Annotated in this window: 22 protein-coding genes and 2 tRNA genes; 22 read left to right on the forward strand and 2 right to left on the reverse strand. The window is 63.7% G+C overall.

Annotated elements, in window-relative coordinates; translation table 11 throughout:
* Positions 1 to 92 precede the first annotated feature (92 nt).
* The 7 genes from dnaJ (at position 93) to PVZ72_RS03945 (ending at position 8,224) form a co-directional block, all read left to right on the forward strand.
* Positions 93 to 1,226, forward strand: coding sequence for a molecular chaperone DnaJ (dnaJ, locus tag PVZ72_RS03915; RefSeq protein ID WP_007162663.1), 1,134 nt, complete (start codon positions 93 to 95; stop codon positions 1,224 to 1,226).
* A 54-nt stretch (positions 1,227 to 1,280) separates the two neighbouring features.
* Positions 1,281 to 2,087, forward strand: a complete 807-nt coding sequence (dapB, locus tag PVZ72_RS03920) for a 4-hydroxy-tetrahydrodipicolinate reductase (protein WP_133863034.1) — start codon at positions 1,281 to 1,283, stop codon at positions 2,085 to 2,087.
* Positions 2,088 to 2,263: 176 nt separating this feature from the next.
* Positions 2,264 to 3,400: a glutamine-hydrolyzing carbamoyl-phosphate synthase small subunit gene (gene carA, locus PVZ72_RS03925; protein WP_273861264.1), complete on the forward strand. Its 1,137-nt coding sequence runs from the start codon at positions 2,264 to 2,266 to the stop codon at positions 3,398 to 3,400.
* Positions 3,401 to 3,421: 21 nt separating this feature from the next.
* Complete coding sequence (leuE, locus tag PVZ72_RS03930; protein ID WP_007162660.1) at positions 3,422 to 4,078, forward strand: leucine efflux protein LeuE; 657 nt, start codon at positions 3,422 to 3,424, stop codon at positions 4,076 to 4,078.
* 21 nt (positions 4,079 to 4,099) lie between these two features.
* Positions 4,100 to 7,321 carry a carbamoyl-phosphate synthase large subunit gene (carB, locus tag PVZ72_RS03935; RefSeq protein WP_133863036.1) on the forward strand — a complete coding sequence of 1,074 codons (3,222 nt, stop codon included), beginning with the start codon at positions 4,100 to 4,102 and terminating at the stop codon, positions 7,319 to 7,321.
* A complete protein-coding gene (gene greA, locus PVZ72_RS03940) occupies positions 7,318 to 7,794 on the forward strand; it encodes a transcription elongation factor GreA (protein ID WP_133863037.1) in 477 nt (158 codons plus the stop codon). Before carB ends, greA begins: the two co-directional genes overlap by 4 nt.
* A complete protein-coding gene (locus PVZ72_RS03945; protein ID WP_133863038.1) occupies positions 7,772 to 8,224 on the forward strand; it encodes a hypothetical protein in 453 nt (150 codons plus the stop codon). The genes greA and PVZ72_RS03945 overlap by 23 nt, the downstream gene beginning before the upstream one ends.
* Here the strand turns inward: PVZ72_RS03945 and PVZ72_RS03950 are convergent.
* Complete coding sequence (locus tag PVZ72_RS03950; RefSeq protein ID WP_133863039.1) at positions 8,212 to 8,523, reverse strand: YhbY family RNA-binding protein; 312 nt, start codon at positions 8,521 to 8,523, stop codon at positions 8,212 to 8,214. The genes PVZ72_RS03945 and PVZ72_RS03950 overlap by 13 nt on opposite strands.
* A gap of 552 nt (positions 8,524 to 9,075) precedes the next feature.
* Between PVZ72_RS03950 and ftsH the strand changes: the two genes are divergently transcribed.
* The 14 genes from ftsH (at position 9,076) to pnp (ending at position 23,434) form a co-directional block, all read left to right on the forward strand.
* Complete coding sequence (gene ftsH / locus PVZ72_RS03955; protein WP_273861265.1) at positions 9,076 to 10,992, forward strand: ATP-dependent zinc metalloprotease FtsH; 1,917 nt, start codon at positions 9,076 to 9,078, stop codon at positions 10,990 to 10,992.
* Positions 10,993 to 10,999: 7 nt separating this feature from the next.
* Positions 11,000 to 11,863 (forward strand): dihydropteroate synthase, encoded by an 864-nt coding sequence (gene folP / locus PVZ72_RS03960; RefSeq protein ID WP_187980468.1) that lies wholly within the window; start codon positions 11,000 to 11,002, stop codon positions 11,861 to 11,863.
* On the forward strand, positions 11,863 to 13,200 hold the full coding sequence (gene glmM, locus PVZ72_RS03965) for a phosphoglucosamine mutase (RefSeq protein ID WP_158893783.1): 1,338 nt from the start codon (positions 11,863 to 11,865) through the stop codon (positions 13,198 to 13,200). The genes folP and glmM overlap by 1 nt, the downstream gene beginning before the upstream one ends.
* A gap of 66 nt (positions 13,201 to 13,266) precedes the next feature.
* Positions 13,267 to 14,025, forward strand: coding sequence for a triose-phosphate isomerase (tpiA, locus tag PVZ72_RS03970; RefSeq protein WP_273861266.1), 759 nt, complete (start codon positions 13,267 to 13,269; stop codon positions 14,023 to 14,025).
* Complete coding sequence (gene secG / locus PVZ72_RS03975; RefSeq protein ID WP_133863044.1) at positions 14,025 to 14,405, forward strand: preprotein translocase subunit SecG; 381 nt, start codon at positions 14,025 to 14,027, stop codon at positions 14,403 to 14,405. The genes tpiA and secG overlap by 1 nt, the downstream gene beginning before the upstream one ends.
* Before the next feature lie 16 nt (positions 14,406 to 14,421).
* Positions 14,422 to 14,507 (forward strand) — tRNA-Leu (locus PVZ72_RS03980).
* An 88-nt stretch (positions 14,508 to 14,595) separates the two neighbouring features.
* Positions 14,596 to 14,672: transfer RNA gene (locus tag PVZ72_RS03985), tRNA-Met, on the forward strand.
* Between the two features lie 127 nt (positions 14,673 to 14,799).
* A complete protein-coding gene (gene rimP, locus PVZ72_RS03990) occupies positions 14,800 to 15,258 on the forward strand; it encodes a ribosome maturation factor RimP (protein ID WP_273861267.1) in 459 nt (152 codons plus the stop codon).
* 49 nt (positions 15,259 to 15,307) lie between these two features.
* On the forward strand, positions 15,308 to 16,780 hold the full coding sequence (gene nusA / locus PVZ72_RS03995; RefSeq protein WP_273861268.1) for a transcription termination factor NusA: 1,473 nt from the start codon (positions 15,308 to 15,310) through the stop codon (positions 16,778 to 16,780).
* A gap of 26 nt (positions 16,781 to 16,806) precedes the next feature.
* On the forward strand, positions 16,807 to 19,362 hold the full coding sequence (infB, locus tag PVZ72_RS04000; protein ID WP_133863046.1) for a translation initiation factor IF-2: 2,556 nt from the start codon (positions 16,807 to 16,809) through the stop codon (positions 19,360 to 19,362).
* Positions 19,363 to 19,494: 132 nt separating this feature from the next.
* Positions 19,495 to 19,878 (forward strand): 30S ribosome-binding factor RbfA, encoded by a 384-nt coding sequence (rbfA, locus tag PVZ72_RS04005; RefSeq protein WP_133863047.1) that lies wholly within the window; start codon positions 19,495 to 19,497, stop codon positions 19,876 to 19,878.
* 1 nt (position 19,879) lies between these two features.
* Positions 19,880 to 20,794 (forward strand): tRNA pseudouridine(55) synthase TruB, encoded by a 915-nt coding sequence (truB, locus tag PVZ72_RS04010; protein ID WP_158893775.1) that lies wholly within the window; start codon positions 19,880 to 19,882, stop codon positions 20,792 to 20,794.
* A 92-nt stretch (positions 20,795 to 20,886) separates the two neighbouring features.
* Positions 20,887 to 21,156 (forward strand): 30S ribosomal protein S15, encoded by a 270-nt coding sequence (gene rpsO / locus PVZ72_RS04015; protein ID WP_133863049.1) that lies wholly within the window; start codon positions 20,887 to 20,889, stop codon positions 21,154 to 21,156.
* A gap of 175 nt (positions 21,157 to 21,331) precedes the next feature.
* A complete protein-coding gene (pnp, locus tag PVZ72_RS04020) occupies positions 21,332 to 23,434 on the forward strand; it encodes a polyribonucleotide nucleotidyltransferase (protein ID WP_133863050.1) in 2,103 nt (700 codons plus the stop codon).
* 214 nt (positions 23,435 to 23,648) lie between these two features.
* On the opposite strand, the gene PVZ72_RS04025 is transcribed toward pnp, so the two are convergent.
* Positions 23,649 to 24,533: a LysR substrate-binding domain-containing protein gene (locus PVZ72_RS04025; protein WP_133863051.1), complete on the reverse strand. Its 885-nt coding sequence runs from the start codon at positions 24,531 to 24,533 to the stop codon at positions 23,649 to 23,651.
* Between the two features lie 113 nt (positions 24,534 to 24,646).
* On the opposite strand from PVZ72_RS04025, the gene amaB reads away from it, so the two are divergent.
* Entirely contained in the window at positions 24,647 to 26,137 is a 1,491-nt protein-coding gene (amaB, locus tag PVZ72_RS04030) for an L-piperidine-6-carboxylate dehydrogenase (protein ID WP_273861269.1), read from the forward strand.
* Positions 26,138 to 26,156 lie beyond the last annotated feature (19 nt).

Raw genomic sequence — 26,156 nt, forward strand, 5'->3', positions numbered from 1 at the left:
GACGGGCTTCGGCCCGTCGGATCCGCCACGCGGGAGCCTGCTCCCGCGTTGGCGTGTCTGGAGGGTGAGAAAATTTAAGGTGCAGAAAGTCTATGGCCAAACGTGATTACTATGAGGTGCTCGGGGTCGAGCGCGGCGCCAGCGAAGCCGAGCTCAAGAAGGCCTACCGACGCCTGGCGATGAAATACCACCCGGATCGCAATCCGGGTGACGCGGCTGCCGAGGAGCAGTTCAAGGAGGCCGCCGAGGCCTACGAAGTGCTGTCCGATGCGGGCAAGCGCTCGGCCTACGACCAGTACGGCCATGCTGGCGTCGATCCGAGCATGGGTGGCGGCGGTTTCGGTGGTGCGGCGGGTGGCGCGAGCTTCTCCGACATCTTCGGCGACGTCTTCAGCGACTTCTTCGGTGGGCGCGGTGGTGCCGGTGGGCGTGGCGGTCCGCAGCGCGGCGCCGATCTGCGCTACACCCTGGACTTGGATCTGGAAGAGGCGGTGCGCGGGACCACGGTCACCATTCGCGTGCCCACCCTGGTCGAGTGCAAGGTCTGCGACGGCAACGGCGCCAAGCCGGGTACCTCGGCGTCCACCTGCCCTACCTGCGGCGGCATCGGTCAGGTGCGCATGCAGCAGGGCTTCTTCTCGGTGCAGCAGACCTGCCCACGCTGCCACGGCAGCGGCAAGATCATTCCCGAGCCTTGCAACGCCTGCCATGGTCAGGGACGTGTGGAAGAGCAGAAGACCCTGTCGGTCAAGGTGCCGGCGGGCGTCGACACTGGCGACCGCATCCGCCTGACCGGCGAGGGCGAGGCCGGGACCCTGGGTGGTCCGAGCGGCGATCTCTACGTGGTGGTCAATGTGCGCGAGCACTCGATCTTCCAGCGCGACGGCAAGCATCTCTATTGCGAGGTGCCGATCAACTTCACCGATGCCGCCCTGGGTGGCGAGCTGGAAGTGCCGACCCTGGATGGCCGCGTCAAGCTGAAGATCCCCGAGGGTACCCAGACCGGCAAAATGTTCCGCCTGCGTGGCAAGGGCGTGACGCCCGTGCGTGGCGGTGGCGCCGGCGACCTGATGTGCAAGGTGGTGGTGGAGACTCCGGTCAACCTGAGCCGGCGGCAGCGCGAGCTGCTCGAGGAATTCCGCAACACCCTGCAGAGCGACAGTTCCCATTCGCCCCGGGCCAGTGGCTGGTTCGACGGCATGAAGCGCTTCTTCGACGACCTCTAAACCGGCAGGGGCGTCGTCGCGAGGCGGCGCCCGGCCAGCAGCCTGGAGCTGATGATGCGACGTATAGCTGTAATGGGCGCCGCGGGGCGCATGGGCAAGACCCTGATCGAAGCGGTCCAGCAGACCCAGGGCGCTGCCGGCCTTACCGCCGCGGTGGATCGTCCCGAGAGCAGCCTAGTGGGTGCCGACGCGGGCGAGCTCGCCGGCATCGGCCGTAACGGGGTGATGCTGTCGGGTGACCTGGCGCGGGTGCTGGATGATTTCGATGTCGTCATCGACTTCACCCACCCCAATGTGACTCTGCAGAATCTGGCGCTCTGCCGCAAGGCGAAGAAGGCCATGGTGATCGGCACCACCGGCTTCACCGCCGAGCAGAAGCTGACCCTGCTGGAGGCCAGCAAGGAAATCCCCATCGTCTTCGCGGCCAACTTCAGCGTCGGCGTCAATCTCTGTCTCAAGTTGCTGGATACCGCTGCCCGGGTGCTGGGTGACGAGGTCGATATCGAGATCATCGAGGCGCACCACAGGCACAAGGTCGATGCGCCCTCGGGTACTGCCCTGCGCATGGGCGAGGTCGTTGCCCAGGCGCTGGGTCGTGATCTGGAAGAAGTGGCCGTCTATGGCCGGGAAGGCCAGACCGGTGCCCGCGATCGCCAGACCATCGGCTTCGCCACCGTACGTGCCGGCGACGTGGTGGGCGATCACACGGTGCTGTTCGCCAGTGAAGGCGAGCGGGTCGAGATCACCCACAAGGCGTCCAGTCGCATGACCTTCGCCAAGGGCGCCGTACGCGCAGCCCTCTGGCTCAAGGACAAACAACCGGCGCTATATGACATGCAGGACGTGCTGGAGTTGCGCTGAACCGCTCGCGGGGGTGCCAGCCGTGATCAATTCCTGTACAATGCAGCTTTAGTGTATCCACTAAAAGCTAGCGCAGAATGAAATAACAACATTAAAACGGGATGACTCTTCGAGATGTCATCCCGTTTTTTTGCACCCTGCGTTTGCCCGCCAAGGCTTGATTTTCGGAGGTCTTCTTGACTAAGCCAGCCATACTCGCACTTGCCGATGGCAGCATCTTTCGCGGTGAATCCATCGGTGCCGACGGCCACACGGTCGGCGAAGTGGTGTTCAACACCGCCATGACCGGCTACCAGGAAATCCTGACCGATCCTTCCTATGCGAAGCAGATCGTCACCCTGACCTATCCGCACATCGGCAACACCGGCACCACGCCGCAGGATGGCGAGGCCGCCCAGGTCTGGTCCGCCGGACTGATCATCCGTGACCTGCCGCTGCTGGCCAGCAACTGGCGCAACAAGCAGTTGCTGCCGGACTATCTCAGGGAAAACGGCACCATCGCCATCGCCGGCATCGACACCCGTCGACTGACCCGCATCCTCCGCGAGAAGGGCGCCCAGGATGGCTGCATCCTCACCGGCGAAGACGCCACCGAAGAGCGCGCCCTGGAACTGGCCCGCGCCTTCCCCGGCCTCAAGGGCATGGACCTGGCCAAGGAAGTCAGCGTCAAGGAACGCTACGAATGGCGTTCCAGCGTCTGGTCGCTGGAGACCGACAGCCACGCCGAGATCCCGGCCGAACAGCTGCCCTATCACGTGGTGGCCTTCGACTACGGCGTCAAGCTGAACATCCTGCGCATGCTGGTGGCCCGCGGCTGTCGCATCACCGTGCTGCCGGCCCAGACCCCGGCCAGCGAAGCCCTGGCGCTGCAGCCCGACGGTGTCTTCCTGGCCAATGGCCCGGGCGATCCCGAGCCCTGCGACTACGCCATCAAGGCGATCCAGGACGTCCTGGAAACCGAGATTCCGGTGTTCGGCATCTGCCTGGGCCACCAGTTGCTGGCCCTGGCTTCCGGCGCCAAGACGGTGAAGATGCCCAATGGTCACCACGGCGCCAACCATCCGGTGCAGGATCTCGACAGCGGCGTGGTGATGATCACCAGCCAGAACCACGGTTTCGCCGTGGACGAGGCCAGTCTGCCGGCCAATGTGCGGGCCACCCACAAGTCGCTGTTCGACGGCACCCTGCAGGGCATCGAGCGTACCGACAAGGTCGCCTTCAGCTTCCAGGGTCACCCCGAGGCGAGCCCTGGTCCGCACGACGTGGCACCGCTGTTCGACAAGTTCATCCAGGCCATGGCGGCACGCCGCTAAGACGGAAGGAGGGTAAGGCTCATGCTGGCGAATCTGGGTGTCATCGACTTCTGGACCTACGTGGTCGGGACCCTGTTCGTCATCCTGCTGCCCGGCCCCAACTCCTTCTTCGTGCTTGCCACCAGCGCCCAGCGCGGTATCCGCAGCGGTTACCAGGCGGCTTCCGCGGTGTTCCTCGGTGACGCCGTGCTGATGCTGCTCTCCGCCCTGGGCGTCGCCTCGCTGCTCAAGGCCGAGCCACTGTTCTTCCAGATCCTCAAGTATCTGGGCGCGGCCTATCTGTTCTACCTCGGCTGGGGCATGTTGCGCGGCGGACTCAAGTCCTGGCGCAGCCCGGCCCAGGGCCAGGCCGAGGCGACCCTGCGCGAAGACGTCCACCAGCCGTTCCGCAAGGCCCTGCTGCTGAGTCTGTCGAACCCGAAGGCGATCCTGTTCTTCGTCTCCTTCTTCATCCAGTTCGTGGACCCCGGTTACGCCCATCCGGCGCTGTCCTTTCTGGTGCTGGGCGCGGTCCTGGAAGCCATCAGCTTCTGCTACCTGTCGTTCCTGATTTTCTGCGGCGTTCGCCTGGCGGCCTGGTTCCGTCAGCGGCGTCGCCTCAGCGCGGGCGCCACCGGTGGCGTCGGCGCCCTGTTCGTGGGGTTCGGTGTGAAGTTGGCCACCGCGACCCTGACCTGATTACCTGCATTCGAGAAGCCCATGCCTAAGCGTACAGACATCAAGAGCATCCTGATCCTCGGGGCCGGCCCCATCGTCATCGGCCAGGCCTGCGAATTCGACTATTCCGGCGCCCAGGCCTGCAAGGCCCTGCGCGAGGAAGGCTTCCGCGTCATCCTGGTGAACTCCAATCCGGCCACCATCATGACCGACCCGTCGATGGCCGACGCCACCTACATCGAGCCGATCAAGTGGGCCACCGTGGCCAAGATCATCGAGAAGGAGCGCCCCGACGCCCTGCTGCCGACCATGGGTGGCCAGACCGCACTGAACTGCGCCCTGGATCTGGAGCGCCATGGCGTGCTGGCGAAGTTCGGCGTCGAGATGATCGGCGCCAACGCCGATACCATCGACAAGGCCGAGGATCGCTCGCGCTTCGACAAGGCCATGAAGGACATCGGTCTGGCCTGTCCGGTCTCGGGCATCGCCCACAGCATGGAAGAAGCCTACGGCGTGCTGGAGAAGGTCGGCTTCCCCTGCATCATTCGGCCGTCCTTCACCATGGGCGGCACCGGTGGCGGCATTGCCTACAACCGGGAGGAATTCGAAGAGATCTGCAATCGCGGTCTGGACCTGTCGCCGACCAACGAGCTGCTGATCGACGAATCCCTGATCGGCTGGAAGGAATACGAGATGGAGGTTGTCCGTGACAAGAAGGACAACTGCATCATCGTCTGCTCCATCGAGAACTTCGATCCCATGGGCGTGCACACCGGTGACTCCATCACCGTGGCGCCGGCGCAGACGCTGACCGACAAGGAATACCAGATCCTGCGCAACGCCTCCCTGGCGGTGCTGCGCGAGATCGGCGTCGAGACCGGCGGCTCCAACGTCCAGTTCGGCATCTGCCCGGACACCGGGCGCATGGTGGTGATCGAGATGAATCCGCGGGTGTCGCGTTCCTCGGCGCTGGCCTCCAAGGCCACCGGCTTCCCCATCGCCAAGATCGCCGCCAAGCTGGCGGTCGGCTACACCCTGGACGAGCTGCAGAACGACATCACCGGCGGTCGTACCCCGGCGTCCTTCGAGCCGGCCATCGACTACGTGGTCACCAAGATCCCGCGCTTCGCCTTCGAGAAATTCCCCAAGGCCGACGCCCGTCTGACCACCCAGATGAAATCCGTGGGCGAGGTCATGTCCATCGGCCGTACCTTCCAGGAATCCCTGCAGAAAGCCCTGCGCGGTCTGGAAGTGGGCGTGGTCGGCTTCGATCCCAAGCTGGACCCGACCGATCCCGAGGCCGACAGCACCCTCAAGCGCGAGCTGACCGTGCCCGGTGCCGATCGCATCTGGTACATCGGCGACGCCTTCCGTCAGGGCTACAGCCTGGACAAGGTCTTCGAACTGACGCGTATCGATCCCTGGTTCCTGGTGCAGATCGAAGACCTGATCAAGGACGAGGAGCGCATCAAGACCCTGGGCCTGGCCGACCTCGACTACGACCTGATGCGCAAGCTCAAGCGCAAGGGCTTCTCCGATGCGCGGCTGGCCAAGCTGCTCGGCGTCACCGAGAAGAACCTGCGGGCCCATCGCCACAAGCTCAAGGTGCTGCCGGTATACAAGCGGGTGGACACCTGCGCCGCCGAATTCGCCACCGACACCGCCTACCTCTACTCCACCTACGAGGAAGAGTGCGAGGCCAAGCCCAGCGGTCGCGACAAGATCATGATCCTCGGCGGCGGTCCCAACCGCATCGGCCAGGGCATCGAGTTCGACTACTGCTGCGTGCACGCGGCCCTGGCCATGCGTGAAGACGGCTACGAGACCATCATGGTCAACTGCAACCCGGAAACCGTCTCCACCGACTACGACACCTCCGACCGCCTGTTCTTCGAGCCGGTGACCCTGGAGGACGTGCTGGAGATCGTTCGCGTCGAGCAGCCCAAGGGCGTCATCGTCCAGTACGGCGGCCAGACCCCGCTCAAGCTCTGCCGCGCCCTGGAAGAAGCCGGCGTGCCCATCATCGGCACCAGCCCCGACGCCATCGACCGCGCCGAAGACCGCGAGCGCTTCCAGCAGATGGTGCAGCGTCTGAATCTGCGTCAGCCGGCCAACGCCACCGCGCGCAGTGAAGACGAGGCCCTGGCCCTGTCCAAGAACATCGGCTATCCGATGGTGGTCCGTCCCTCCTACGTGCTGGGCGGCCGGGCGATGGAAATCGTCTACCAGGAAGAAGAGCTCAAGCGCTACATGCGCGAAGCGGTGAAGGTGTCCAACGACAGTCCCGTGCTGCTCGACCACTTCCTCAACTGCGCCATCGAGGTGGACGTGGATGCGGTGTGCGACGGCAAGACCGTGGTGATCGGCGCCATCATGCAGCACATCGAACAGGCCGGCGTGCACTCCGGTGACTCCGCCTGTTCGCTGCCGCCCTATTCGCTGCCCAAGCACATCCAGGACGAGATCCGCGAGCAGGTCAAAAAGATGGCCCTGGAACTTGGCGTAATCGGTCTGATGAACGTGCAGATGGCCGTGCAGGGTGAAGACATCTACGTCATCGAGGTCAACCCGCGCGCTTCCCGTACCGTGCCCTTCGTCTCCAAGTGCATCGGCGAGTCCCTGGCCAAGGTGGCCGCCCGGGTCATGGCTGGCAAGACCCTGGCCGAGGTGGGCTTCACCCAGGAGATCATCCCGCCGTTCTTCAGCGTCAAGGAAGCGGTGTTCCCCTTCAACAAGTTCCCCGGCGTCGACCCCATCCTCGGCCCGGAAATGAAGTCCACCGGCGAGGTGATGGGGGTCGGCGACAGCTTCGGCGAAGCCTTCGCCAAGGCCCAGCTGGGCGCCAACGAGATCCTGCCGAATTCCGGTTGCGCCTTCATCAGTGTGCGGGACGATGACAAGCCCGAAGCCGTGCAGGTCGCCCGCGATCTGGTCGGCCTCGGCTTCGAGGTCGTGGCCACCGCCGGTACCGCGCGGGTGATCGAGGCAGCCGGCCTGCCGGTGCGCCGCGTGAACAAGGTGACCGAAGGCCGTCCCCACGTGGTCGACATGATCAAGAATGACGAGGTCACCCTGATCATCAACACCACCGAAGGCCGGCAGTCCATCGCCGATTCCTATTCGATCCGCCGCAACGCGCTGCAGCACAAGCTCTGCTGCACCACCACCATTGCCGGCGGCCAGGCCATTTGCGAAGCTTTGAAATTCGGCGCCGAGAAGACCGTGCGCCGTCTGCAAGATCTGCATGCAGGAGTGAAGGCATGACCAAGTACCCGATGACCGTCCAGGGCGCTCGCGCCCTGGAAGACGAACTCAAGCATCTCAAGACCGAGCTACGCCCGCAGATCACCCAGGCCATCGCCGAGGCGCGCGAGCTGGGTGACCTCAAGGAGAACGCCGAATACCATGCCGCCCGTGAGCAGCAGGGTATGGTCGAGGCGCGTATCCGCGATATCGAAGGTCGCCTGCAGAACGCTCAGGTGATCGACGTGGCCGCCTTGCCGCACACCGGCAAGGTGATCTTCGGCACCACCGTGGAAATCGCTAACACCGAGACTGACGAGACGGTGACCTACCAGATCGTTGGTGACGACGAGGCGGATATCAAGCAGAGCAAGCTGTCGGTGGGTTCGCCCATCGCGCGCGCGCTGATCGGCAAGGAAGAAGGGGATGTGGTGGTGGTGAAGACCCCGGGTGGCAATGTCGAATACGAAATTGTCGCCGTCCGTCACGTCTGATCACCGCGCCGGCGGCTGGCTCGCCAGGCTGCTCGCCGCCGCCTGGCAGCTGGCCCAGGTGTTCTGGGTCGGCCCGCTGGTCGCCCTGCACCTGTGCATCCCCGTGGCGCTGGCCCAGGCGGGCTGGGCGCCGCTGCTGATCCAGTCCGGACGCGAAGAATTGCTACGCATGATGCTCAGCGCCGCAGGCGGTGGGGTCTTTACCCAGATCGTGGTGCTGGTGTGGTGGGCAGGTGTGGGCGCCTTGTGGCGTGACCTGCGCGGCCAGCTGCTGCTGGCCAGTGCACTGGCGGTGCTGCTGCAGAACGAACTGGCACGCTTCTGGACCGGGCCGACCGCCTTGGCCGGCTACCTGGTTCTGCTGCTCTGCGGACTGATCCTGGTGCTGCAGCCCGTTCCCGGGCGCGCGCCGGGCAATCAGGCGGTGTAGCGCACCACGTTGGACAGATTGCGATTCTGCTCGCGGGCCTTGCGATAGATCAGCGCCATCTTGCCGATCACCTGCACCAGCTCCGCCTTGCTCGACGCGCACAGCTCGTCGATCAGGGCCCGGCGGTCATCACGCTCGGTGACGGCCAGCTTGATCTTGATCAGTTCGTGATCGTTCAGCGCGCGGTCGAGTTCACCCAGTACGCCTTCGCTCAGGCCGTTCTCGCTGATGGTGACCACCGGCTTGAGTTGATGACCGATCGCCTTGAACCGCTTTTTGAGCTCGTTGTTGAGCGCCATAATTCACCCCGGATAAAAGCCGAACAGTTTATCCCAGCTGCCCGGTGCCGCCCAGCGATACGCGACAACGTGACGGTGGCCCCCGACAGAACCGGTCTCGCCGGCTCAAGGGATACCGCCAAGAGCGCAGGCGTCAGGTCACTGTGAGGCATGACCGTAGTGGATGGACTCGCGGCTGGAAGCAAGCCACCCGGGGGACCTGCCTGGGCAGTTCGCAGGGCCAGATACCAGGTGTCCGGCGGGAGGCCTTGTTATTTCCGTCCTGGCCCCCATATGAGCGAGCGGAGTACGGCGGGCTGATCCAAGGCTCTCCGTGTCGCGGGACCAGATCGCGCCAGCAATAGCTATTGGGTCGCGGTTTTAGGGGCAATTGAGAGAATTGATGGCCGCAACGTCTGCCTTGCCCTAGAGTCAAAGGCAGAAGACTCATATAGCGTTACAGACGATGTCTGCCGTGGGCCAGGCTTTGTGTAGTAACTTACCGGTCACTGCCGGTTTCGCTTCGAACGGTTTACCCACGAAACCGGCGCAGAGGGTAGTCAATTGAACGACATGGCAAAGAATCTGATCCTGTGGCTGATCATCGCCGCGGTGCTCGTCACCGTGATGAACAACTTCTCCAGCCCCAACGAACCCCAGACGCTCAACTATTCCGACTTCATCCAGCAGGTGAAGGACGGGCAGATCGAGAGCGTGACCGTGGATGGCTATGTCATCACCGGCAAGCATCGTGACGGCGATCCCTTCAAGACCATCCGTCCGGCGATCCAGGACAATGGCCTGATCGGCGATCTGGTGAACAACAGCGTCACCATCACCGGCAAGCAGCCCGAGCAGCAGAGCATCTGGACTCAGCTGCTGGTGGCCAGCTTCCCGATCCTGGTGATCATCGCGGTCTTCATGTTCTTCATGCGCCAGATGCAGGGGGGCGCTGGTGGTCGCGGCGGCCCCATGAGCTTTGGCAAGAGCAAGGCGCGGCTGTTGTCGGAAGACCAGGTCAAGACCACCTTCGCCGACGTCGCCGGGTGCGACGAAGCCAAGGAAGAAGTCACCGAGCTGGTCGAATTCCTGCGTGATCCGGGCAAGTTCCAGCGCCTCGGCGGGCGTATTCCCCGCGGTGTGCTGATGGTCGGTTCGCCGGGTACCGGCAAGACGCTGCTGGCCAAGGCCGTGGCAGGCGAGGCCAAGGTGCCGTTCTTCACCATTTCCGGCTCGGACTTCGTCGAGATGTTCGTCGGTGTCGGCGCCAGCCGTGTCCGCGACATGTTCGACCAGGCCAAGAAGCATGCCCCCTGCATCATCTTCATCGACGAGATCGATGCGGTCGGTCGCCATCGTGGCAATGGCATGGGCGGTGGTCACGACGAGCGCGAGCAGACCCTGAACCAGCTGCTGGTCGAGATGGACGGCTTCGAAATGAACGATGGCATCATCGTCATCGCAGCCACCAACCGGCCTGACGTACTGGACCCGGCACTGCTGCGTCCCGGTCGTTTCGACCGCCAGGTCGTGGTCGGTCTGCCGGACATCCGCGGCCGCGAGCAGATCCTCAAGGTGCACATGCGCAAGGTGCCGATTGGCGAGCGCGTCGACGCGGGCGTCATCGCGCGGGGTACCCCGGGTTTCTCCGGTGCCGACCTTGCCAACCTGGTCAATGAGGCCTCCCTGTTCGCCGCTCGTTCCAACAAGCGCACCGTTGATATGCGCGAGTTCGAGCTGGCCAAGGACAAGATCATGATGGGCGCCGAGCGCAAGACCATGGTCATGTCCGAGAAGGAGAAGCGCAACACTGCCTATCACGAAGCGGGCCATGCCATCGTGGGTCGCCTGGTGCCCGAGCACGATCCGGTCTACAAGGTCTCCATCATTCCCCGTGGCCGGGCCCTGGGCGTGACCATGTTCCTGCCCGAGGAAGATCGCTACAGCCTGTCCAAGCGGGCGCTGGAAAGCCAGATCTGTTCGCTGTTCGGTGGCCGTATCGCCGAAGAGATGACCCTGGGCTTCGAAGGCGTCACCACGGGCGCTTCCAACGACATCATGCGGGCGACCTCCCTGGCGCGAAACATGGTGACCAAGTGGGGCCTGTCCGAGAAGCTCGGTCCGCTGCTGTATGGTGAGGAAGAGAACGAAGGCTACCTGGGTCGTTCGGGGGGTAGTGGCGCCGGCAACATGTCGGGAGAGACCGCCAAGCTGATCGATCTGGAGATTCGTCGCATCATCGACGACTGCTATAACACTGCCAAGCGCCTGCTGGACGAGAATCGCGACAAGCTCGAACTCATGTCCGATGCCCTGATGAAGTACGAGACCATCGATTCGGACCAGATCGACGACATCATGGCGGGCAAGGTGCCGCGTGAGCCGCGCGACTGGCATGACCGGGGTGGTCCTACCGGTGATTCGCCGGCACCGCAAAGCGGTAGCGATCGTCCTGAAACACCCATCGGTGGTCCGGCCGGAGAACACTGAAACACCCATGTTCAATCCGTTCCCTTCGACCCGATTGCCTTGCGGCAATCGGGTTCTTGTTTTTGACGCGCCCAAAGTCATGGGCATCCTCAACGTGACGCCAGATTCCTTCTCCGACGGCGGTCGCTATACGGCTGTCGACAGCGCGTTGCGCCATGCCGAGGCGATGATGACGGCCGGTGCTGCCATCATCGATGTGGGTGGAGAGTCCACGCGACCAGGGGCGCCCCCAGTGTCCGAGGTCGAGGAGCTCGAGCGTGTCGTGCCGGTGGTCGAGGCGATCGCCCGAGAGCTGGATGTCGTCATCTCCATGGACACCTCCTCGCCGGTAGTCATGCGGGAAGGTGCTCAGGCAGGGGCCGGTCTGATCAATGATGTCCGCTCGCTGCGCCGGCCCGGCGCCCTGGAAGCTGCCGCCGCGACCGATCTGGCGGTCTGCCTGATGCACATGCGGGGCGAGCCCGGCACCATGCAGCAGGCGCCCGTCTATGCTGACGTCGCCGGCGAAGTCGGCGCCTTTCTCGCCGAGCAGATTGCCCGTTGCGAAGCGGCCGGGATCTGCCGCGGGCGGCTGGTGCTGGATCCGGGCTATGGCTTTGCCAAGACCCTGGAGCACAACCTCGAGCTGTTCAGACGACAAACCGAGTTGCTCGCCTTTGGGCTACCCTTGCTGGTGGGCGTTTCTCGCAAGAGCATGATCGGCGCGGTTACCGGGCGACCCGTAGAGGGACGCCTGGCAGGCGGTCTGGCTCTGGCGGCGCTGGCGCTGGCCAAGGGTGCGCAGATCCTCAGGGTCCATGATGTGGCGGAAACGGTGGACGCGGTGAAGATGATCACCGCGGTCGAAGGCTTCAGGCAGGAACAGAACTGATGGCAAGAAAGTATTTTGGAACCGATGGTATTCGCGGCAAGGTCGGAACGTATCCCATCACCCCCGAGTTCATGCTCAAGCTGGGCTGGGCGGCGGGTATCGCCTTTCGCAGTCGCGGCGGTTGTCGAGTGCTGGTGGGCAAGGACACCCGCAACTCCGGCTACATGTTCGAATCGGCACTGGAAGCCGGTCTTTCCGCTGCCGGTGCCGACGTTATGCTGCTGGGTCCCATGCCGACGCCGGGTATCGCCTATCTGACGCGGACCTTCCAGGCCAGCGCCGGCATCGTTATCAGTGCTTCGCACAATCCCTACTACGACAATGGCATCAAGTTCTTTTCCGGCGCCGGCACCAAGCTGCCCGATGAACTGGAAACCATGATCGAGGAGCTGCTCGACACGCCCATGACCGTGGTCGACTCGGCGCGTATCGGCAAGGTCTCGCGCATCAACGATGCCGCGGGTCGTTACATCGAATTCTGCAAGAGCAGCGTGCCGACCGGGACCAGTTTCGCCGGTATGAAGATCGTGCTGGACTGCGCCAATGGCGCTACCTACAAGATCGCACCCAGCGTCTTCCGTGAGCTCGGAGCTGATGTCAGCGTGCTCGGGGTGCAGCCGGACGGTCTCAATATCAACAAGGATTGCGGTTCCACCCATCTGGAGGGGCTGCAACAGGCGGTGCTCGACCAGCACGCCGACATCGGCATCGCCTTCGACGGCGACGGTGATCGAGTGCTGATGGTGGATCACACCGGAGCGGCAGTGGATGGCGATGAGCTGCTCTATCTGATCGCCCGCGATCTCAAGCGTCGTGGTCGCCTCGAGGGTGGGGTGGTCGGTACCCTGATGAGCAATCTCGGTCTCGAGCTGGGGCTGGCCGAACTGGATATTCCCTTCGTGCGCGCCAAGGTAGGCGATCGCTATGTGATGGCCGAGCTGCTGGAGCGCAACTGGGTGCTGGGCGGCGAGAATTCCGGGCATGTGGTCTGTTGCCAGTACACCACCACCGGCGACGCCACCATCGCCGCGCTGCAGGTGCTCATCGCCCTGCGCAATGCCGGCCAGACCCTGGCCCAGGCGCGCATGGCGCTGCGCAAGTGCCCACAGGTGCTGATAAACGTGAGGTTCGGTGGCGGCCAGGATCCCTTGGAGAACCCGCGGGTCAAGCAGGCCAGTGCCGAGGTCACCGAGAAGATGGCCGGCAAGGGACGGGTACTGCTGCGCAAATCCGGTACCGAGCCGCTGCTGCGCGTCATGGTCGAAGGCGAGAACGAGCGCGAGGTGCGCGCCCATGCCGAGGCCCTCGCCGAGCTGATAAGCGAGGTATGTGCTTGATTTGCTTGCATGCCTGTTTTCGATTGAGTAACATCTGCGCCCACTTCGCTCCCTGAGGTAAAACGCATGCGTCGTTCCCTGGTTGCCGGTAACTGGAAAATGCATGGCTCGCTGCAAGGCGTGTCGGCGCTGGTCGCAGGCTTGAAAGGGTTGGATGGCGCAGCGGGTGTTGATGTCGTGGTGATTCCGACATTGGTGCATCTGCCGGGGGTGGCTGAAGCGCTGGCGGCAACGTCGCTGATGGTGGGGGCTCAGACTTGTGCCTCCGTCGCGGGTGAGAGGGCTCTGACTGGCGAGGTGTCCTCGACCCAGTTGGCAGAATTCGGTTGCCGTTACGTACTGGTGGGGCACTCCGAGCGGCGTGCACTGCTGGGCGAGGATGATGCGGTGGTGGCGAAGAAATTCGCGGCCATTCAGGAGGGCGGGATGATTCCCGTGCTCTGCGTCGGCGAAACCCGTGAAGAGCGGGAGGCTGAGCGCACTTTGGACGTGGTAGGTGGCCAGCTGAAGGCGGTCATCGAGGTGGTTGGAGTGGCAGCTTTTGCCAATGCCGTCGTGGCCTACGAGCCGGTCTGGGCGATAGGTACGGGGCTCACGGCAACGCCGGAGCAGGCGCAAGAGGTTCATGCGGCGATTCGTGCCTTGGTGCGCGAAGCCGATGCTGAGGTCGCTGATGGCCTTCAGCTGCTGTATGGCGGCAGTGTCAAGGCTGCCAGTGCTGCCGAGTTGTTCGGCATGCCGGATATTGATGGGGGGTTGGTGGGTGGAGCCTCCCTGAATGCTGAAGAGTTCAGTGCGATTTGCCGCGCTGCAGGACGTGGATAATGTTGGAAACTGCAGTAGTTGTGATCCACTTGCTGATGGCGCTTGGCCTGATCGTGCTGGTATTGATGCAGCAGGGCAAGGGTGCCGAAGCCGGTGCATCCTTTGGTGCGGGCGCCTCGGGTACCGTGTTTGGTAGTCAAGGTTCTGCTACCTTTCTGAGTCGTTTTACTGCTATACTAGCCGCGGTTTTTTTCGCGACTAGCCTGGGTCTGGGGTATTACGCCAAAGACCGTGCGCTGGGTCTGCGTGAGGTGGGTCTGCCCACTCAGCCAGTCCAGCAGGCTCCTCAGCCGAAGCAGGATGGTAACGATGTTCCTCTGAGCCAGCCACGTGCTGCCCAGGGTGGTACTTCCGGGGACGTGCCCCAGGAGTCCAAGTAGGTTTAAACGGTTTCATGCCGAAGTGGTGGAATTGGTAGACACGCTATCTTGAGGGGGTAGTGGCCATAGGCTGTATGGGTTCGAGTCCCATCTTCGGCACCAAATAGCAAAGACGTCCTGCAGGACGCGGCGAGAATAGAGTAGGTTGACTCCTAGAGTTCAGTTGAATATAATCTCGCTCCAGCTTTGACGCGGGGTGGAGCAGTCTGGTAGCTCGTCGGGCTCATAACCCGAAGGTCGTTGGTTCAAATCCAGCCCCCGCAACCAGTTATTTAAAGCCCCTTTTTAGGGGCTTTTTGTTGGCTGGACAGTTCGGGTCGCGCTTTCTTGCGCAGACCTCTTAGGGATGGGCGTAATGCCCATTTTTTATTCTCAAAAAACGCGAGGCAACCAGGTGTCGAGCAAGCTAGAACAGTTGCAGGCCTTGCTGGCCCCCGTCGTCGAGGCGCTTGGCTATGTCTGCTGGGGTGTCGAGTACATCTCCCAAGGGCGGCATTCGCTACTGCGTGTCTACATCGATCATCCCAACGGCATTCTCGTCGAAGATTGCGAGGCTGTCAGTCGCCAGGTAAGTGGCGTACTCGATGTGGAAGATCCGATCACCAATGAATACACCCTTGAGGTGTCTTCCCCCGGTATGGATAGACCGCTGTTTACCCTGGAGCAATTCGCTGCCCACCTCGGTGAACAGGTCAAGGTCAAACTTCGGTCGCCCTTCGAAGGGCGACGTAATTTCCAGGGTTTGCTGCGCGGTGTGGAAGACCAGGACGTCGTGGTGCAGGTGGACGAGCATGAGTATCTGCTGCCCATCGAGATGATCGACAAGGCCAACGTCGTTCCCCGTTTCGAGTGATTTGAGCGCGAGACCGCGGATCCCAAGGATTGCGAATACGAGGCGTAAGATGAGCAAAGAAGTTCTGCTGGTAGTGGAATCTGTTTCGAACGAGAAGGGTGTTCCACCCGGCGTCATCTTCGAGGCACTGGAGTTGGCTCTCGCCACGGCTACCAAGAAGCGCTACGAAGAAGATGTGGATCTGCGGGTGTCGATCAACAGACACAACGGCAGCTACGAAACCTTCCGCCGCTGGACCGTGGTGGAAGACCAAGACTATCAGTTGCCCGATTCGCATCTGACGGTGGAAGACGCCCAGGAAGAGCATCCCGGCGTCAAGGCCGGTGAAGTGATCGAAGAGAAGATCGAGTCCATCGAGTTCGGTCGGATTGCCGCCCAGACCGCCAAGCAGGTGATCGTGCAGAAGGTGCGCGAGGCCGAGCGGGCTCAGGTGGTGGACGCCTATCGCGAGAAGGTCGGCGAGATCATCTCGGGTACCGTCAAGAAGGTCACCCGTGACAGCGTGATCGTCGACCTGGGCAACAATGCCGAGGCGCTGCTGCCGCGCGAGCACATCATTCCCCGCGAGACCTTCCGCATGGGCGTGCGTCTGCGTGCCCTGCTCAAGGAAATCCGTACGGAAAACCGCGGTCCGCAGCTGATGCTGTCGCGTACCGATCCGCAGATGCTGATCGAGCTGTTCCGCATCGAAGTACCGGAAATTTCCGAACAGCTGATCGATGTCATGGCGGCTGCCCGGGATCCGGGTTCGCGGGCCAAGATCGCCGTCCGTTCCAAGGACAAGCGCATCGATCCCCAGGGTGCCTGCATCGGCATGCGCGGTTCGCGTGTCCAGGCGGTATCCGGTGAACTGGGTGGCGAGCGGGTCGACATCGTCCTCTGGGACGACAACCCTGCGCAGTTCGTCATCAATGCCATGGCCCCGGCCGAAGTCGCTTCGATCATCGTCGACGAAGACAGCCGTACCATGGATATCGCCGTCGCCGAGGACAACCTGGCCCAGGCCATCGGTCGTGGCGGTCAGAACGTGCGCCTGGCCAGTCAACTGACCGGCTGGACGCTCAACGTGATGACCGAGGCGGATATCAACGCCAAGCAGCAGGCGGAGACCGGCGACATCATCCAGCGCTTCATCGACGAGCTGGATGTCGACGAGGAGCTGGCTCAGGTACTGGTGGAAGAAGGCTTCACCTCCCTCGAGGAAGTGGCCTACGTGCCCATGGAAGAGATGCTCAACATCGATGGCTTCGACGAAGACATCGTCAACGAGCTGCGTACCCGGGCCAAGGATCGCCTGCTTACCCGGGCCATCGCGACCGAAGAACAGAAGAGCCCCAGCGAAGATCTGCTGACCCTCGACGGCATGGATCCCCAGCTCGCCAGCGCGCTGGCCCAGCGTGGCGTGGTCAATCGCGAAGAGCTCGCCGAGCAGTCGATCGACGACCTGCTCGAAATCAACGGCATGACCGAAGAGCGTGCCGGCAAGCTGATCATGGCTGCCCGTGCCCATTGGTTCGAGTAAGCGGCGCAGTCTGAGGAGAGAAGTGCATGACGCAAGTCACGGTGAAAGAACTGGCCCAAACGGTCAATACGCCGGTGGAACGTCTGCTACAGCAGATGCGCGAGGCAGGTCTGACGCACAGCAGTGCTGAGCAGTTGGTGAGCGATGCGGAAAAGCAGGCCCTGCTGACGCACCTGAAGGGGACCGCGCAGCTCGACGAGCCAAGCAAGATCACCCTGCAGCGCAAGACCCAGACCACGCTGAAAGTGGCCGGCAGCAAGACAGTCAGCGTCGAAGTGCGCAAGAAGAAGACCTTCGTCAAGCGCAGCACCGCTGAACTCGAGGCCGAACAGCGCCGCGAGCAGGAAGCCCAGCGCGCCGCCGAAGAGGCCGCTGTCCAGGCACGTGCCGAGGAAGAAGCCCAGCGCGCTGCCGAGGCCGCTGCCCAGCAGCAGGCCGAAGCCGCGGCTCAGGCCACGCAGCAGGCGGTCCCCGCCGAGGCTGCAGCCCCTGCCGCGCCGGAAGCCCCGGCCGTGGTGGCCGAGCAGCAACCCGCTGCCGCGCCTGCCGCCGAGGTCAAGAAAGCCGACCCGGCTGGTGAGCGCAAGCGCGAAGAACCGCGTCGTCCCGTGCATCCTGCCCCGAGCAGCAAGCGCGAAGAAGACGAGCGCCGTGAGCGCAAGAATGCCCAGCATCGCCCGTCGATCAAGGACAAGGTCGCAGCTCCCCGTACCGTGCGCAGTGGCGACGACGAGGAAGAGGGCTTTGGCCGGCGTGGCGGTCGCGGTGGCAAATCGCGACTCAAGAAGCGAAACCAACACGGGTTCCAGAGCCCGACAGGACCTGTAGTGCGCGAAGTCAATCTAGGTGAGACCATCACCGTCTCTGAGCTAGCTCAGCAGATGTCGGTGAAGGCCGCCGAAGTCATCAAGTTCATGTTCAAGATGGGGTCTCCCGCCACCATCAACCAGGTGCTCGACCGCGAGACGGCGCAGCTGGTGGCCGAAGAGCTGGGCCACAAGGTCAAGCTGGTCAACGAGAACGCCCTGGAAGACCAGCTGGCCGAGTCCCTCAAGTTCGAGGGTGGCAAGGCCCTGCACCGTGCGCCGGTGGTGACCGTCATGGGTCACGTCGACCACGGCAAGACCTCGCTGCTGGACTACATCCGTCGCGCCAAGGTCGCGTCGGGCGAAGCCGGTGGCATCACCCAGCACATCGGTGCCTACCACGTCGAAACCGAGCGTGGCATGGTGACCTTCCTGGATACCCCTGGCCACGCCGCGTTCACCGCGATGCGTGCCCGTGGTGCCAAGGCCACCGACATCGTCATCCTGGTCGTCGCGGCCGATGACGGCGTCATGCCGCAGACCGAGGAAGCCATCCAGCACGCCAAGGCGGCGGGTGTCCCCATCGTCGTGGCGGTCAACAAGATCGACAAGCCCGATGCCGATCCGGATCGCGTCAAGCACGATCTGGCCGGTCGTCAGGTCATCCCGGAAGAGTGGGGCGGCGATACCCAGTTCGTGCACGTCTCGGCCAAGGCCGGTACCGGTGTGGACGAGCTGCTCGAAGCCATCCTGCTGCAGGCCGAAGTCCTGGAGCTGACCGCTACGCCGGAAGCACCCGGTCGCGGTGTGGTCATCGAATCGCGCCTGGACAAGGGTCGTGGTCCGGTCGCTACCGTGCTGGTCCAGAACGGTACCCTGCGGCAGGGCGACATGGCGCTGGTCGGCGTCAACTTCGGCCGCATCCGTGCCATGCTCGACGAGAACGGCAAGCCGATCAAGGAAGCCGGCCCGTCCATCCCGGTCGAGATTCTCGGCCTGGACGGCACCCCGGATGCCGGTGACGAACTCACCGTGCTGACCGACGAGAAGAAGGCCCGCGAAGTGGCGCTGTTCCGTCAGGGCAAGTTCCGCGAGATCAAGCTGGCCCGCGCTCACGCCGGCAAGCTCGAGAACATCTTCGAGAACATGGGCCAGGACGAGAAAAAGACCCTCAACATCGTGCTCAAGTCCGATGTGCGCGGCTCCCTCGAGGCGCTGCAGGGTTCGCTGTCCGGTCTGGGCAACGACGAAGTCCAGGTACGGGTAGTCGGCGGTGGCGTCGGTGGTATTACCGAGAGCGATGCCAACCTGGCGCTGGCGTCCAATGCCGTGCTGTTCGGCTTCAACGTCCGGGCCGATGCCGGGGCGCGGAAGATCGTCGAGCAGGAAGGCCTCGACATGCGCTACTACAACGTCATCTACGACATCATCGAAGATGTGAAGAAGGCGCTGACCGGCATGCTGGGCAGTGACGTCCGGGAGAACATCCTGGGTATCGCTGAAGTACGTGACGTCTTCCGTTCGCCCAAGTTCGGCGCCGTCGCCGGCTGCATGGTCACCGAGGGCATGGTGCACCGCAACCGTCCGATCCGCGTCCTGCGCGAAGACGTGGTCATCTTCGAAGGCGAGCTGGAATCCCTGCGTCGCTTCAAGGATGACGTGGCCGAAGTGCGTGCCGGCATGGAATGCGGTATCGGCGTGAAGAGCTACAACGACGTCCGCGTCGGCGACAAGATCGAAGTGTTCGAGAAGGTTCAGGTCGCCCGTTCGCTGTAACGACGACTCTGCACCAGGACGGCAGGTCGCGGACCTGGCAGAACCCTGCCAGGTCCGGACTTGCCGTTCGCGTTTCCAAGGTTCATGGCTGGCAGGCCTGACGTCTGCGGCCTTTTGTACGAGAGTTTCGACATGGCCAAAGAATTCAGCCGTACCCAGCGTATCGGTGATCAGATACAGCGCGAACTGGCGCTGTTGATCCATCGCGAAATCAAAGATCCACGGCTGGGCATGGTGACCATCACCGGCGTGGACGTGGCCCGTGATCTGTCCCATGCCAAGGTGCACATCACCGTGCTGGGCAAGGACGATGACCCCGAGGCGATCAAGCAGAATATCGCCATCCTCAAGGATGCCTCCGGCTTCCTGCGGCAGCAGTTGGGTCGGGCGATGAAACTGCGGACCGTTCCGCAACTGGGTTTCCAGTATGACGAGAGCATCCGTCGCGGCGCCCAGCTGTCGGCGCTGATCGAGCGGGCGGTCGCCGAAGACCGTCGGCAGGACGGGGAGGAGTAGGGTGGCCCAGGTCAAGCGAATTCGCCGGCAGGTGCATGGCGTGCTGGTGCTGGACAAGCCGCGCGGCTTTTCCTCCAATGCCGCCCTGCAAAAGGTCCGCTGGCTGCTCAATGCCGAAAAGGCCGGGCACACCGGTAGCCTGGATCCCCTGGCCACCGGCGTACTGCCGCTGTGCTTTGGCGAGGCGACCAAGTTTTCCCAGTACCTGCTGGATGCCGACAAGGGCTACAGCACCGTGGCGCAACTCGGCGTCACCACCACCACCGGCGATGCCGAAGGTGAGGTGCTGGAGCGACGAGCGGTCGCGGTCGACGAAGCGGCCATCCAGGCGGCGCTACCGGCCTTCCGGGGCCAGATAGAGCAGATTCCGCCGATGTATTCGGCGCTGAAGCGCGACGGTCAGCCGCTCTACAAGCTGGCGCGTGCGGGCGAAGTAGTGGAGCGCGAGCCGCGTTCTGTTACTATTGCCCGGCTGGAACTGCTGGCGTTGCAGGAAGATCGCGCGACGCTGGAAGTGGCCTGCAGCAAGGGCACCTATGTGCGCACCCTGGTCGAAGACCTCGGCGCCCTGCTCGGCTGCGGTGCCCATGTGGCCGAGTTGCGCCGTACCCAGGCCGGCCCCTTCGGTCTGGCGCAGGCCATCAGCCTGGAAGAGCTGGAGGCGGTGCACGCCGAAGGCGGTTCCGCAGCGCTGGATCGCTTCCTGCTGCCGGTCGACAGTGGCCTGGAGCACTGGCCGCTGGTGCAGTTGACTCAGCACAGCGCCTACTACTGGTTGCACGGTCAGCCCGTCCGGGCGGCCAATGCACCGAAATTCGGCTTGATGCGGGTGCAGGACGACCAGGGTCGTTTCATCGGCATCGGCGAGATTGATGACGAGGGGCAGGTTGCCCCCCGTAGACTGATTCGGTCCTAGACCGATACCGAGGGTGGCTGTCAGCAGGCACGGTCACACCTCTTTCCTAAGCACGGGACCTATCCCGGCCTGTTCCTCAGAGGAGCCCTATCATGGCACTGAGCGTTGAAGACAAAGCCCAGATCGTAAACGAGTTCAAGCGCGCCGAAGGCGACACCGGTTCGCCGGAAGTGCAGGTTGCCCTGCTGTCCGCCAACATCGACAAGCTGCAAGGTCACTTCAAGATCAACGGCAAGGATCACCACAGCCGTCGTGGTCTGATCCGCATGGTCAACCAGCGTCGTAAGCTGCTGGACTACCTGAAGTCCAAGGACACCTCTCGTTACAGCGCACTGATCGCTCGCCTGGGCCTGCGTCGTTAATACGATGCAGACCTGCTGCAAGCAGTCTGAAGCTGGAGGTCGGCTCGCGCCGGCCTCCGGCTTTTTTGCTTGAAAGGCCGGCAGAATCGGCCTGCGTCACCCCGGAGATCAGCGAGGGTCCGAATCCCTCTGGTCGCCCCTGTTTCCCCCAAGGCAATAAAGAGAAGGAAAGACTGTGAATCCAGTAATCAAGCAATTCAAGTTCGGTGAGCAGAACTTCACCCTGGAAACCGGCCGCATCGCGCGCCAGGCGACCGGTGCCGTGCTGGTCTCCACCGATGACGTCAGCGTGCTGGTCACCGTGGTCGGTGCCAAGCAGCCCGCCGTCGGCAAGGACTTCTTCCCGCTGTCCGTGCACTACCAGGAGAAGACCTACGCCGCTGGCCGTATCCCCGGTGGTTACTTCAAGCGTGAAGGCCGTCCTTCCGAGAAGGAAACCCTGACCTCGCGCCTGATCGATCGTCCGATCCGTCCGCTGTTCCCCGAAGGCTTCCTCAACGAAGTCCAGGTGGTCTGCACCGTGGTCAGCACCAACAAGAAGTCCGATCCGGACATCGCCGCCATGATCGGCACCTCCGCCGCCCTGGCCATTTCCGGTATCCCCTTCGCCGGTCCGATCGCCGCCGCCCGCGTGGGCTACCACAGCGAACTGGGCTACCTGCTGAACCCCAGCTACGAGCAGCTGCAGAGCTCCAGCCTGGACATGGTCGTGGCCGGCACCCGTGACGCCGTGCTGATGGTGGAATCCGAAGCCGACGAGCTGACCGAAGACCAGATGCTGGGCGGCGTGCTGTTCGCCCACGAAGAATTCCAGGTGGCCATCGAGGCCATCAGCCAGTTCGCTGCCGAAGCCGGCAAGCCGACCTGGAACTGGCAGGCGCCTGCCGAGAACACCGCCCTGATCGAAGCCGTCAAGGCCGAAGTCGGCGACGCCGTGTCCCGTGCCTACACCATCACCATCAAGCAGGATCGCTATGCGGCCCTGGGTGCCCTGCGTGACCAGGCCATCGCCAAGCTGGCCGGTGAGAACGGTCAGTACAGCGAAGCCGAGGTCAAGGAGACCTTCGGTCTGCTGGAATACCGCACCGTGCGCCAGAACATCGTCGACGGCAAGCCGCGTATCGATGGTCGCGACACCCGCACCGTTCGCCCGCTGCAGATCGAAGTCGGTCCGCTGAAGAAGACCCACGGTTCGGCACTGTTCACCCGTGGCGAAACCCAGGCCCTGGTCACCGCGACCCTGGGTACCGCCCGTGACTCGCAGCTGCTGGACACCCTGGAAGGCGAGCGCCGTGACAGCTTCATGCTGCACTACAACTTCCCGCCCTTCTCGGTCGGCGAGTGCGGCCGCATGGGCAGCCCGGGCCGTCGCGAGATCGGTCACGGCCGTCTGGCCCGTCGTGGCATCCAGGCCATGCTGCCGACCCAGGACGCCTTCCCCTACAGCATCCGCGTGGTCTCCGAGATCACCGAATCCAACGGCTCCAGCTCCATGGCCTCGGTCTGCGGTGCCTCTCTGGCGCTGATGGATGCCGGTGTGCCGGTCAAGGCCCCGGTTGCCGGTATCGCCATGGGTCTGGTCAAGGAAGGCGAGAAGTTCGCCGTCCTGACCGACATCCTGGGTGACGAAGATCACCTCGGCGACATGGACTTCAAGGTGGCCGGTACTGCCAAGGGCGTCACCGCCCTGCAGATGGACATCAAGATCAACGGCATCACCGAAGAGATCATGGAGATCGCTCTGGAGCAGGCGCTGGAAGCGCGTCTGAACATCCTGGGTCAGATGAACCAGGTGATCTCCGAGTCGCGTGCCGAGCTGTCCGAAAATGCCCCGACCATGCTGGCGATGAAGATCGACCAGGACAAGATCCGCGACGTGATCGGCAAGGGTGGCGCCACCATCCGTGGTATCTGCGAAGAGACCAAGGCGTCGATCGACATCGAAGACGACGGCACCATCAAGATCTACGGCGAGACTCGCGAAGCCGCTGAAGCGGCCAAGCAGCGCGTCCTGGGCATCACTGCCGAGGCCGAGATCGGCAAGATCTATGTCGGCAAGGTGGAGCGCATCGTCGACTTCGGCGCCTTCGTCAGCATCCTGCCTGGCAAGGATGGCCTGGTGCACATCTCGCAGCTGAGCGATCAGCGCATCGAGAAGGTCACCGACGTGCTGAAAGAAGGTCAGGAAGTGAAGGTGCTGGTGCTGGACGTGGACAACCGCGGTCGCATCAAGCTGTCGATCAAGGATGTGGCGGCGGCGGAAGCCTCCGGCGTCTAAGACGACCCTGAATAAAAAACCCGGCCTCGGCCGGGTTTTTCGTTTCTGGTGCGGGATGAAGTTCGCGGTGGACATCCTCATCGCGGCCGTGGCGGTCCGCCGATGCGGCCGCTCCTACAGAGAGTGATGTTTTGTAGGAGCGGCCCATGGCCGCGATCAGCAAACGGCAAGCGGTCGCACCTGCGAACCGCCATGGTCACGATTGGCCAGTGCATCAAGCCTTCTCGCGGATCCACTCGATAAAGCTGCGCACCTTGGGCACCTCGGCCATCTGTTCCGGATAGGCCAGCCAGTAGGCATGTGGGCTGGCCAGGCGATGGGGCCAGGCGAGCACCAGGCGACCGGAAGCCAGTTCTTCGGCGACCAGGAATTCCGGGAGCAGGGCTACCCCGCAGCCTTCCTGGGCGGCGCGGGCGCAGAGGGTGAAGGTGTCGAAGCGCGGGCCGTGGTGGCTGTGCACCTCGTCGCGCCCGAGGCTGGCGTACCAGTCGTGCCAGGATTCCGGGCGGGTGGTGTTCTGCAGCAGGACGAAGTCCACCAGTTGCTCGGGTCCGGCGATGCCCTCGGCGGGTAGCAGGTCCGGCGCGCAGACCGCGACCATGTGCTCGTGCAGCAGCAGTTCGCACTCGGCGCCCGGCCAGCTGCCGTGGCCGTAGAACAGCGCCACGTCATGCCGGGGGTCGCGGAAGTCCACCGGTTCCAGCGCACTGGAGACATCCAGGTGGATGTTGGGAAAGCGCAGGCGCCAGCCCTTGAGCCGCGGCACCAGCCAGCGCTCGCCAAAGGTCGGCGGGGTGGCCACGCGCAGCACCTCGGTCTCGCCGCCATAGGACCTCAGATAGCGCGCCGACATCTCCAGCTGATTGAGGATCTTGTCCACCTCGGCGAGGTAGAGGGCGCCCGCCGGGGTAAGCTGCAGGCGGCGACGGACCCGGCGAAACAAACTGTGCTGCAGCAGGTCCTCGAGCTGGGCGACCTGTTTGCTGACGGCGCTCTGGGTCAGCGCCAGTTCGTCGGCCGCGCGGGTGAAGCTCAGATGACGCGCGACCGCCTCGAAGCACTGCATGGCGGTGATGGACGGCAGGTGGCGGCGTTGCATGAGCGGACTCGCGGCATGAAAAAAGGGAATGATATGCCGAGCAAAGGTCGGTTGTCCGGCGCCGCTGGGCTGACCATACTCAGGGACGATTCCCTTTCCGCGGAGACCTCAGCATGAGCAAGGCCCTGTTGGAACGCCTCGGCGTTTCTGCCCAGCACTACACCCAAGGCGAGCACCGGGTGCATTCCCCCATCGATGGCAGCCAACTGGGCAGCGTCGCCCTGGAAAGCGCCGCCGAAGTGGAGCAGAAGATCTCCCGTGCCGAGCGCGCCTTCCAGGCCTGGCGCGCGGTGCCGGCGCCGCGCCGGGGCGAACTGGTGCGGCTGCTGGGTGAAGAACTGCGCGCGCACAAGACCGATCTCGGCGAGCTGGTGTCCTGGGAAGCCGGCAAGATCACCCAGGAGGGCCTGGGTGAAGTCCAGGAGATGATCGACATCTGCGACTTCGCCGTTGGCCTGTCGCGCCAGCTCTATGGTCTGACCATCGCCTCCGAGCGGCCCGGTCACCACATGCGCGAATCCTGGCAGCCGCTGGGCGTGGTGGGCATCATCAGTGCCTTCAACTTCCCGGTGGCGGTCTGGTCGTGGAACGCCGCCCTGGCCCTGGTCTGCGGCAATCCGGTGATCTGGAAGCCTTCGGAAAAGACCCCGCTGACCGCCCTGGCCTGCCAGGCGCTGTTCGAGAAGGCCCTGGCGCGCTTTGGCGATGCCCCGGCCGATCTGAGTCAGGTCATCGTCGGTGATCGCGCCGCCGGTGAGGCTCTGGTGGACGATCCGCGGGTGGCGCTGGTGAGCGCCACGGGTAGCACCCGCATGGGTCGCGAGGTAGGACCGCGGGTTGCAGCGCGCTTCGGCCGCAGCATCCTCGAGCTGGGTGGCAACAATGCCATGATCCTCGCGCCGAGCGCCGATCTGGACATGGCGGTACGCGCCATCCTGTTCAGCGCCGTCGGTACCGCCGGCCAGCGCTGCACCACCCTGCGCCGGCTGATCGCCCACCGTTCGGTGAAGGACGAGATCGTCGCCCGGCTGAAGACCGCCTATGCCAAAGTCCGCATCGGCCATCCGCTGGAAGGCAACCTGATCGGTCCGCTGATCGATGCGGCCAGTTTCCAGGCCATGCAGGGTGCACTGGAACAGGCGCGTGGCGAGGGCGGCGTGGTCTACGGCGGCGAGCGTCAGCTGGCTGAGCAGTATCCCGAGGCCTACTACGTGGCGCCGGCCATCGTCGAGATGCCCGAGCAGAGCGAGGCGGTGCGCCATGAGACCTTCGCCCCCATCCTCTATGTGCTGACCTATGACGATTTCGACGAGGCGGTGGCGCTGAACAACGCCGTACCCCAGGGCCTGTCGTCCTGCATCTTCACCACCGACGTGCGCGAGGCCGAGGCCTTCATGTCGGCGACCGGCAGCGACTGCGGCATCGCCAACGTCAACATCGGACCGAGCGGTGCCGAGATCGGTGGCGCCTTCGGTGGCGAGAAGGAAACCGGTGGCGGTCGCGAATCCGGCTCCGACGCCTGGAAGGCCTACATGCGCCGCCAGACCAACACCGTCAACTATTCCCGCGAACTGCCGCTGGCCCAGGGCATCGTCTTCGACTGAGTGGGTCCGCCAGGAGCGC

Origin of the sequence: Pseudomonas sp. LA5 (assembly GCF_028640825.1) — a bacterium.
Taxonomy (GTDB): Bacteria; Pseudomonadota; Gammaproteobacteria; order Pseudomonadales; family Pseudomonadaceae; genus Chryseomonas; species Chryseomonas aestiva.

Coding starts and splice junctions, on each gene's coding strand:
- glmM (WP_158893783.1), top strand. CDS start 11,863: ATGGCAAGAAAGTATTTTGGAACCGATGGTATTCGCGGCAAGGTCGGA.
- nusA (WP_273861268.1), top strand. CDS start 15,308: ATGAGCAAAGAAGTTCTGCTGGTAGTGGAATCTGTTTCGAACGAGAAG.
- dapB (WP_133863034.1), top strand. CDS start 1,281: ATGCGACGTATAGCTGTAATGGGCGCCGCGGGGCGCATGGGCAAGACC.
- leuE (WP_007162660.1), top strand. CDS start 3,422: ATGCTGGCGAATCTGGGTGTCATCGACTTCTGGACCTACGTGGTCGGG.
- rbfA (WP_133863047.1), top strand. CDS start 19,495: ATGGCCAAAGAATTCAGCCGTACCCAGCGTATCGGTGATCAGATACAG.
- PVZ72_RS03950 (WP_133863039.1), bottom strand. CDS start 8,523: ATGGCGCTCAACAACGAGCTCAAAAAGCGGTTCAAGGCGATCGGTCAT.
- secG (WP_133863044.1), top strand. CDS start 14,025: ATGTTGGAAACTGCAGTAGTTGTGATCCACTTGCTGATGGCGCTTGGC.
- ftsH (WP_273861265.1), top strand. CDS start 9,076: ATGGCAAAGAATCTGATCCTGTGGCTGATCATCGCCGCGGTGCTCGTC.
- amaB (WP_273861269.1), top strand. CDS start 24,647: ATGAGCAAGGCCCTGTTGGAACGCCTCGGCGTTTCTGCCCAGCACTAC.
- PVZ72_RS04025 (WP_133863051.1), bottom strand. CDS start 24,533: ATGCAACGCCGCCACCTGCCGTCCATCACCGCCATGCAGTGCTTCGAG.
- folP (WP_187980468.1), top strand. CDS start 11,000: ATGTTCAATCCGTTCCCTTCGACCCGATTGCCTTGCGGCAATCGGGTT.
- carB (WP_133863036.1), top strand. CDS start 4,100: ATGCCTAAGCGTACAGACATCAAGAGCATCCTGATCCTCGGGGCCGGC.
- infB (WP_133863046.1), top strand. CDS start 16,807: ATGACGCAAGTCACGGTGAAAGAACTGGCCCAAACGGTCAATACGCCG.
- tpiA (WP_273861266.1), top strand. CDS start 13,267: ATGCGTCGTTCCCTGGTTGCCGGTAACTGGAAAATGCATGGCTCGCTG.
- greA (WP_133863037.1), top strand. CDS start 7,318: ATGACCAAGTACCCGATGACCGTCCAGGGCGCTCGCGCCCTGGAAGAC.
- rpsO (WP_133863049.1), top strand. CDS start 20,887: ATGGCACTGAGCGTTGAAGACAAAGCCCAGATCGTAAACGAGTTCAAG.
- dnaJ (WP_007162663.1), top strand. CDS start 93: ATGGCCAAACGTGATTACTATGAGGTGCTCGGGGTCGAGCGCGGCGCC.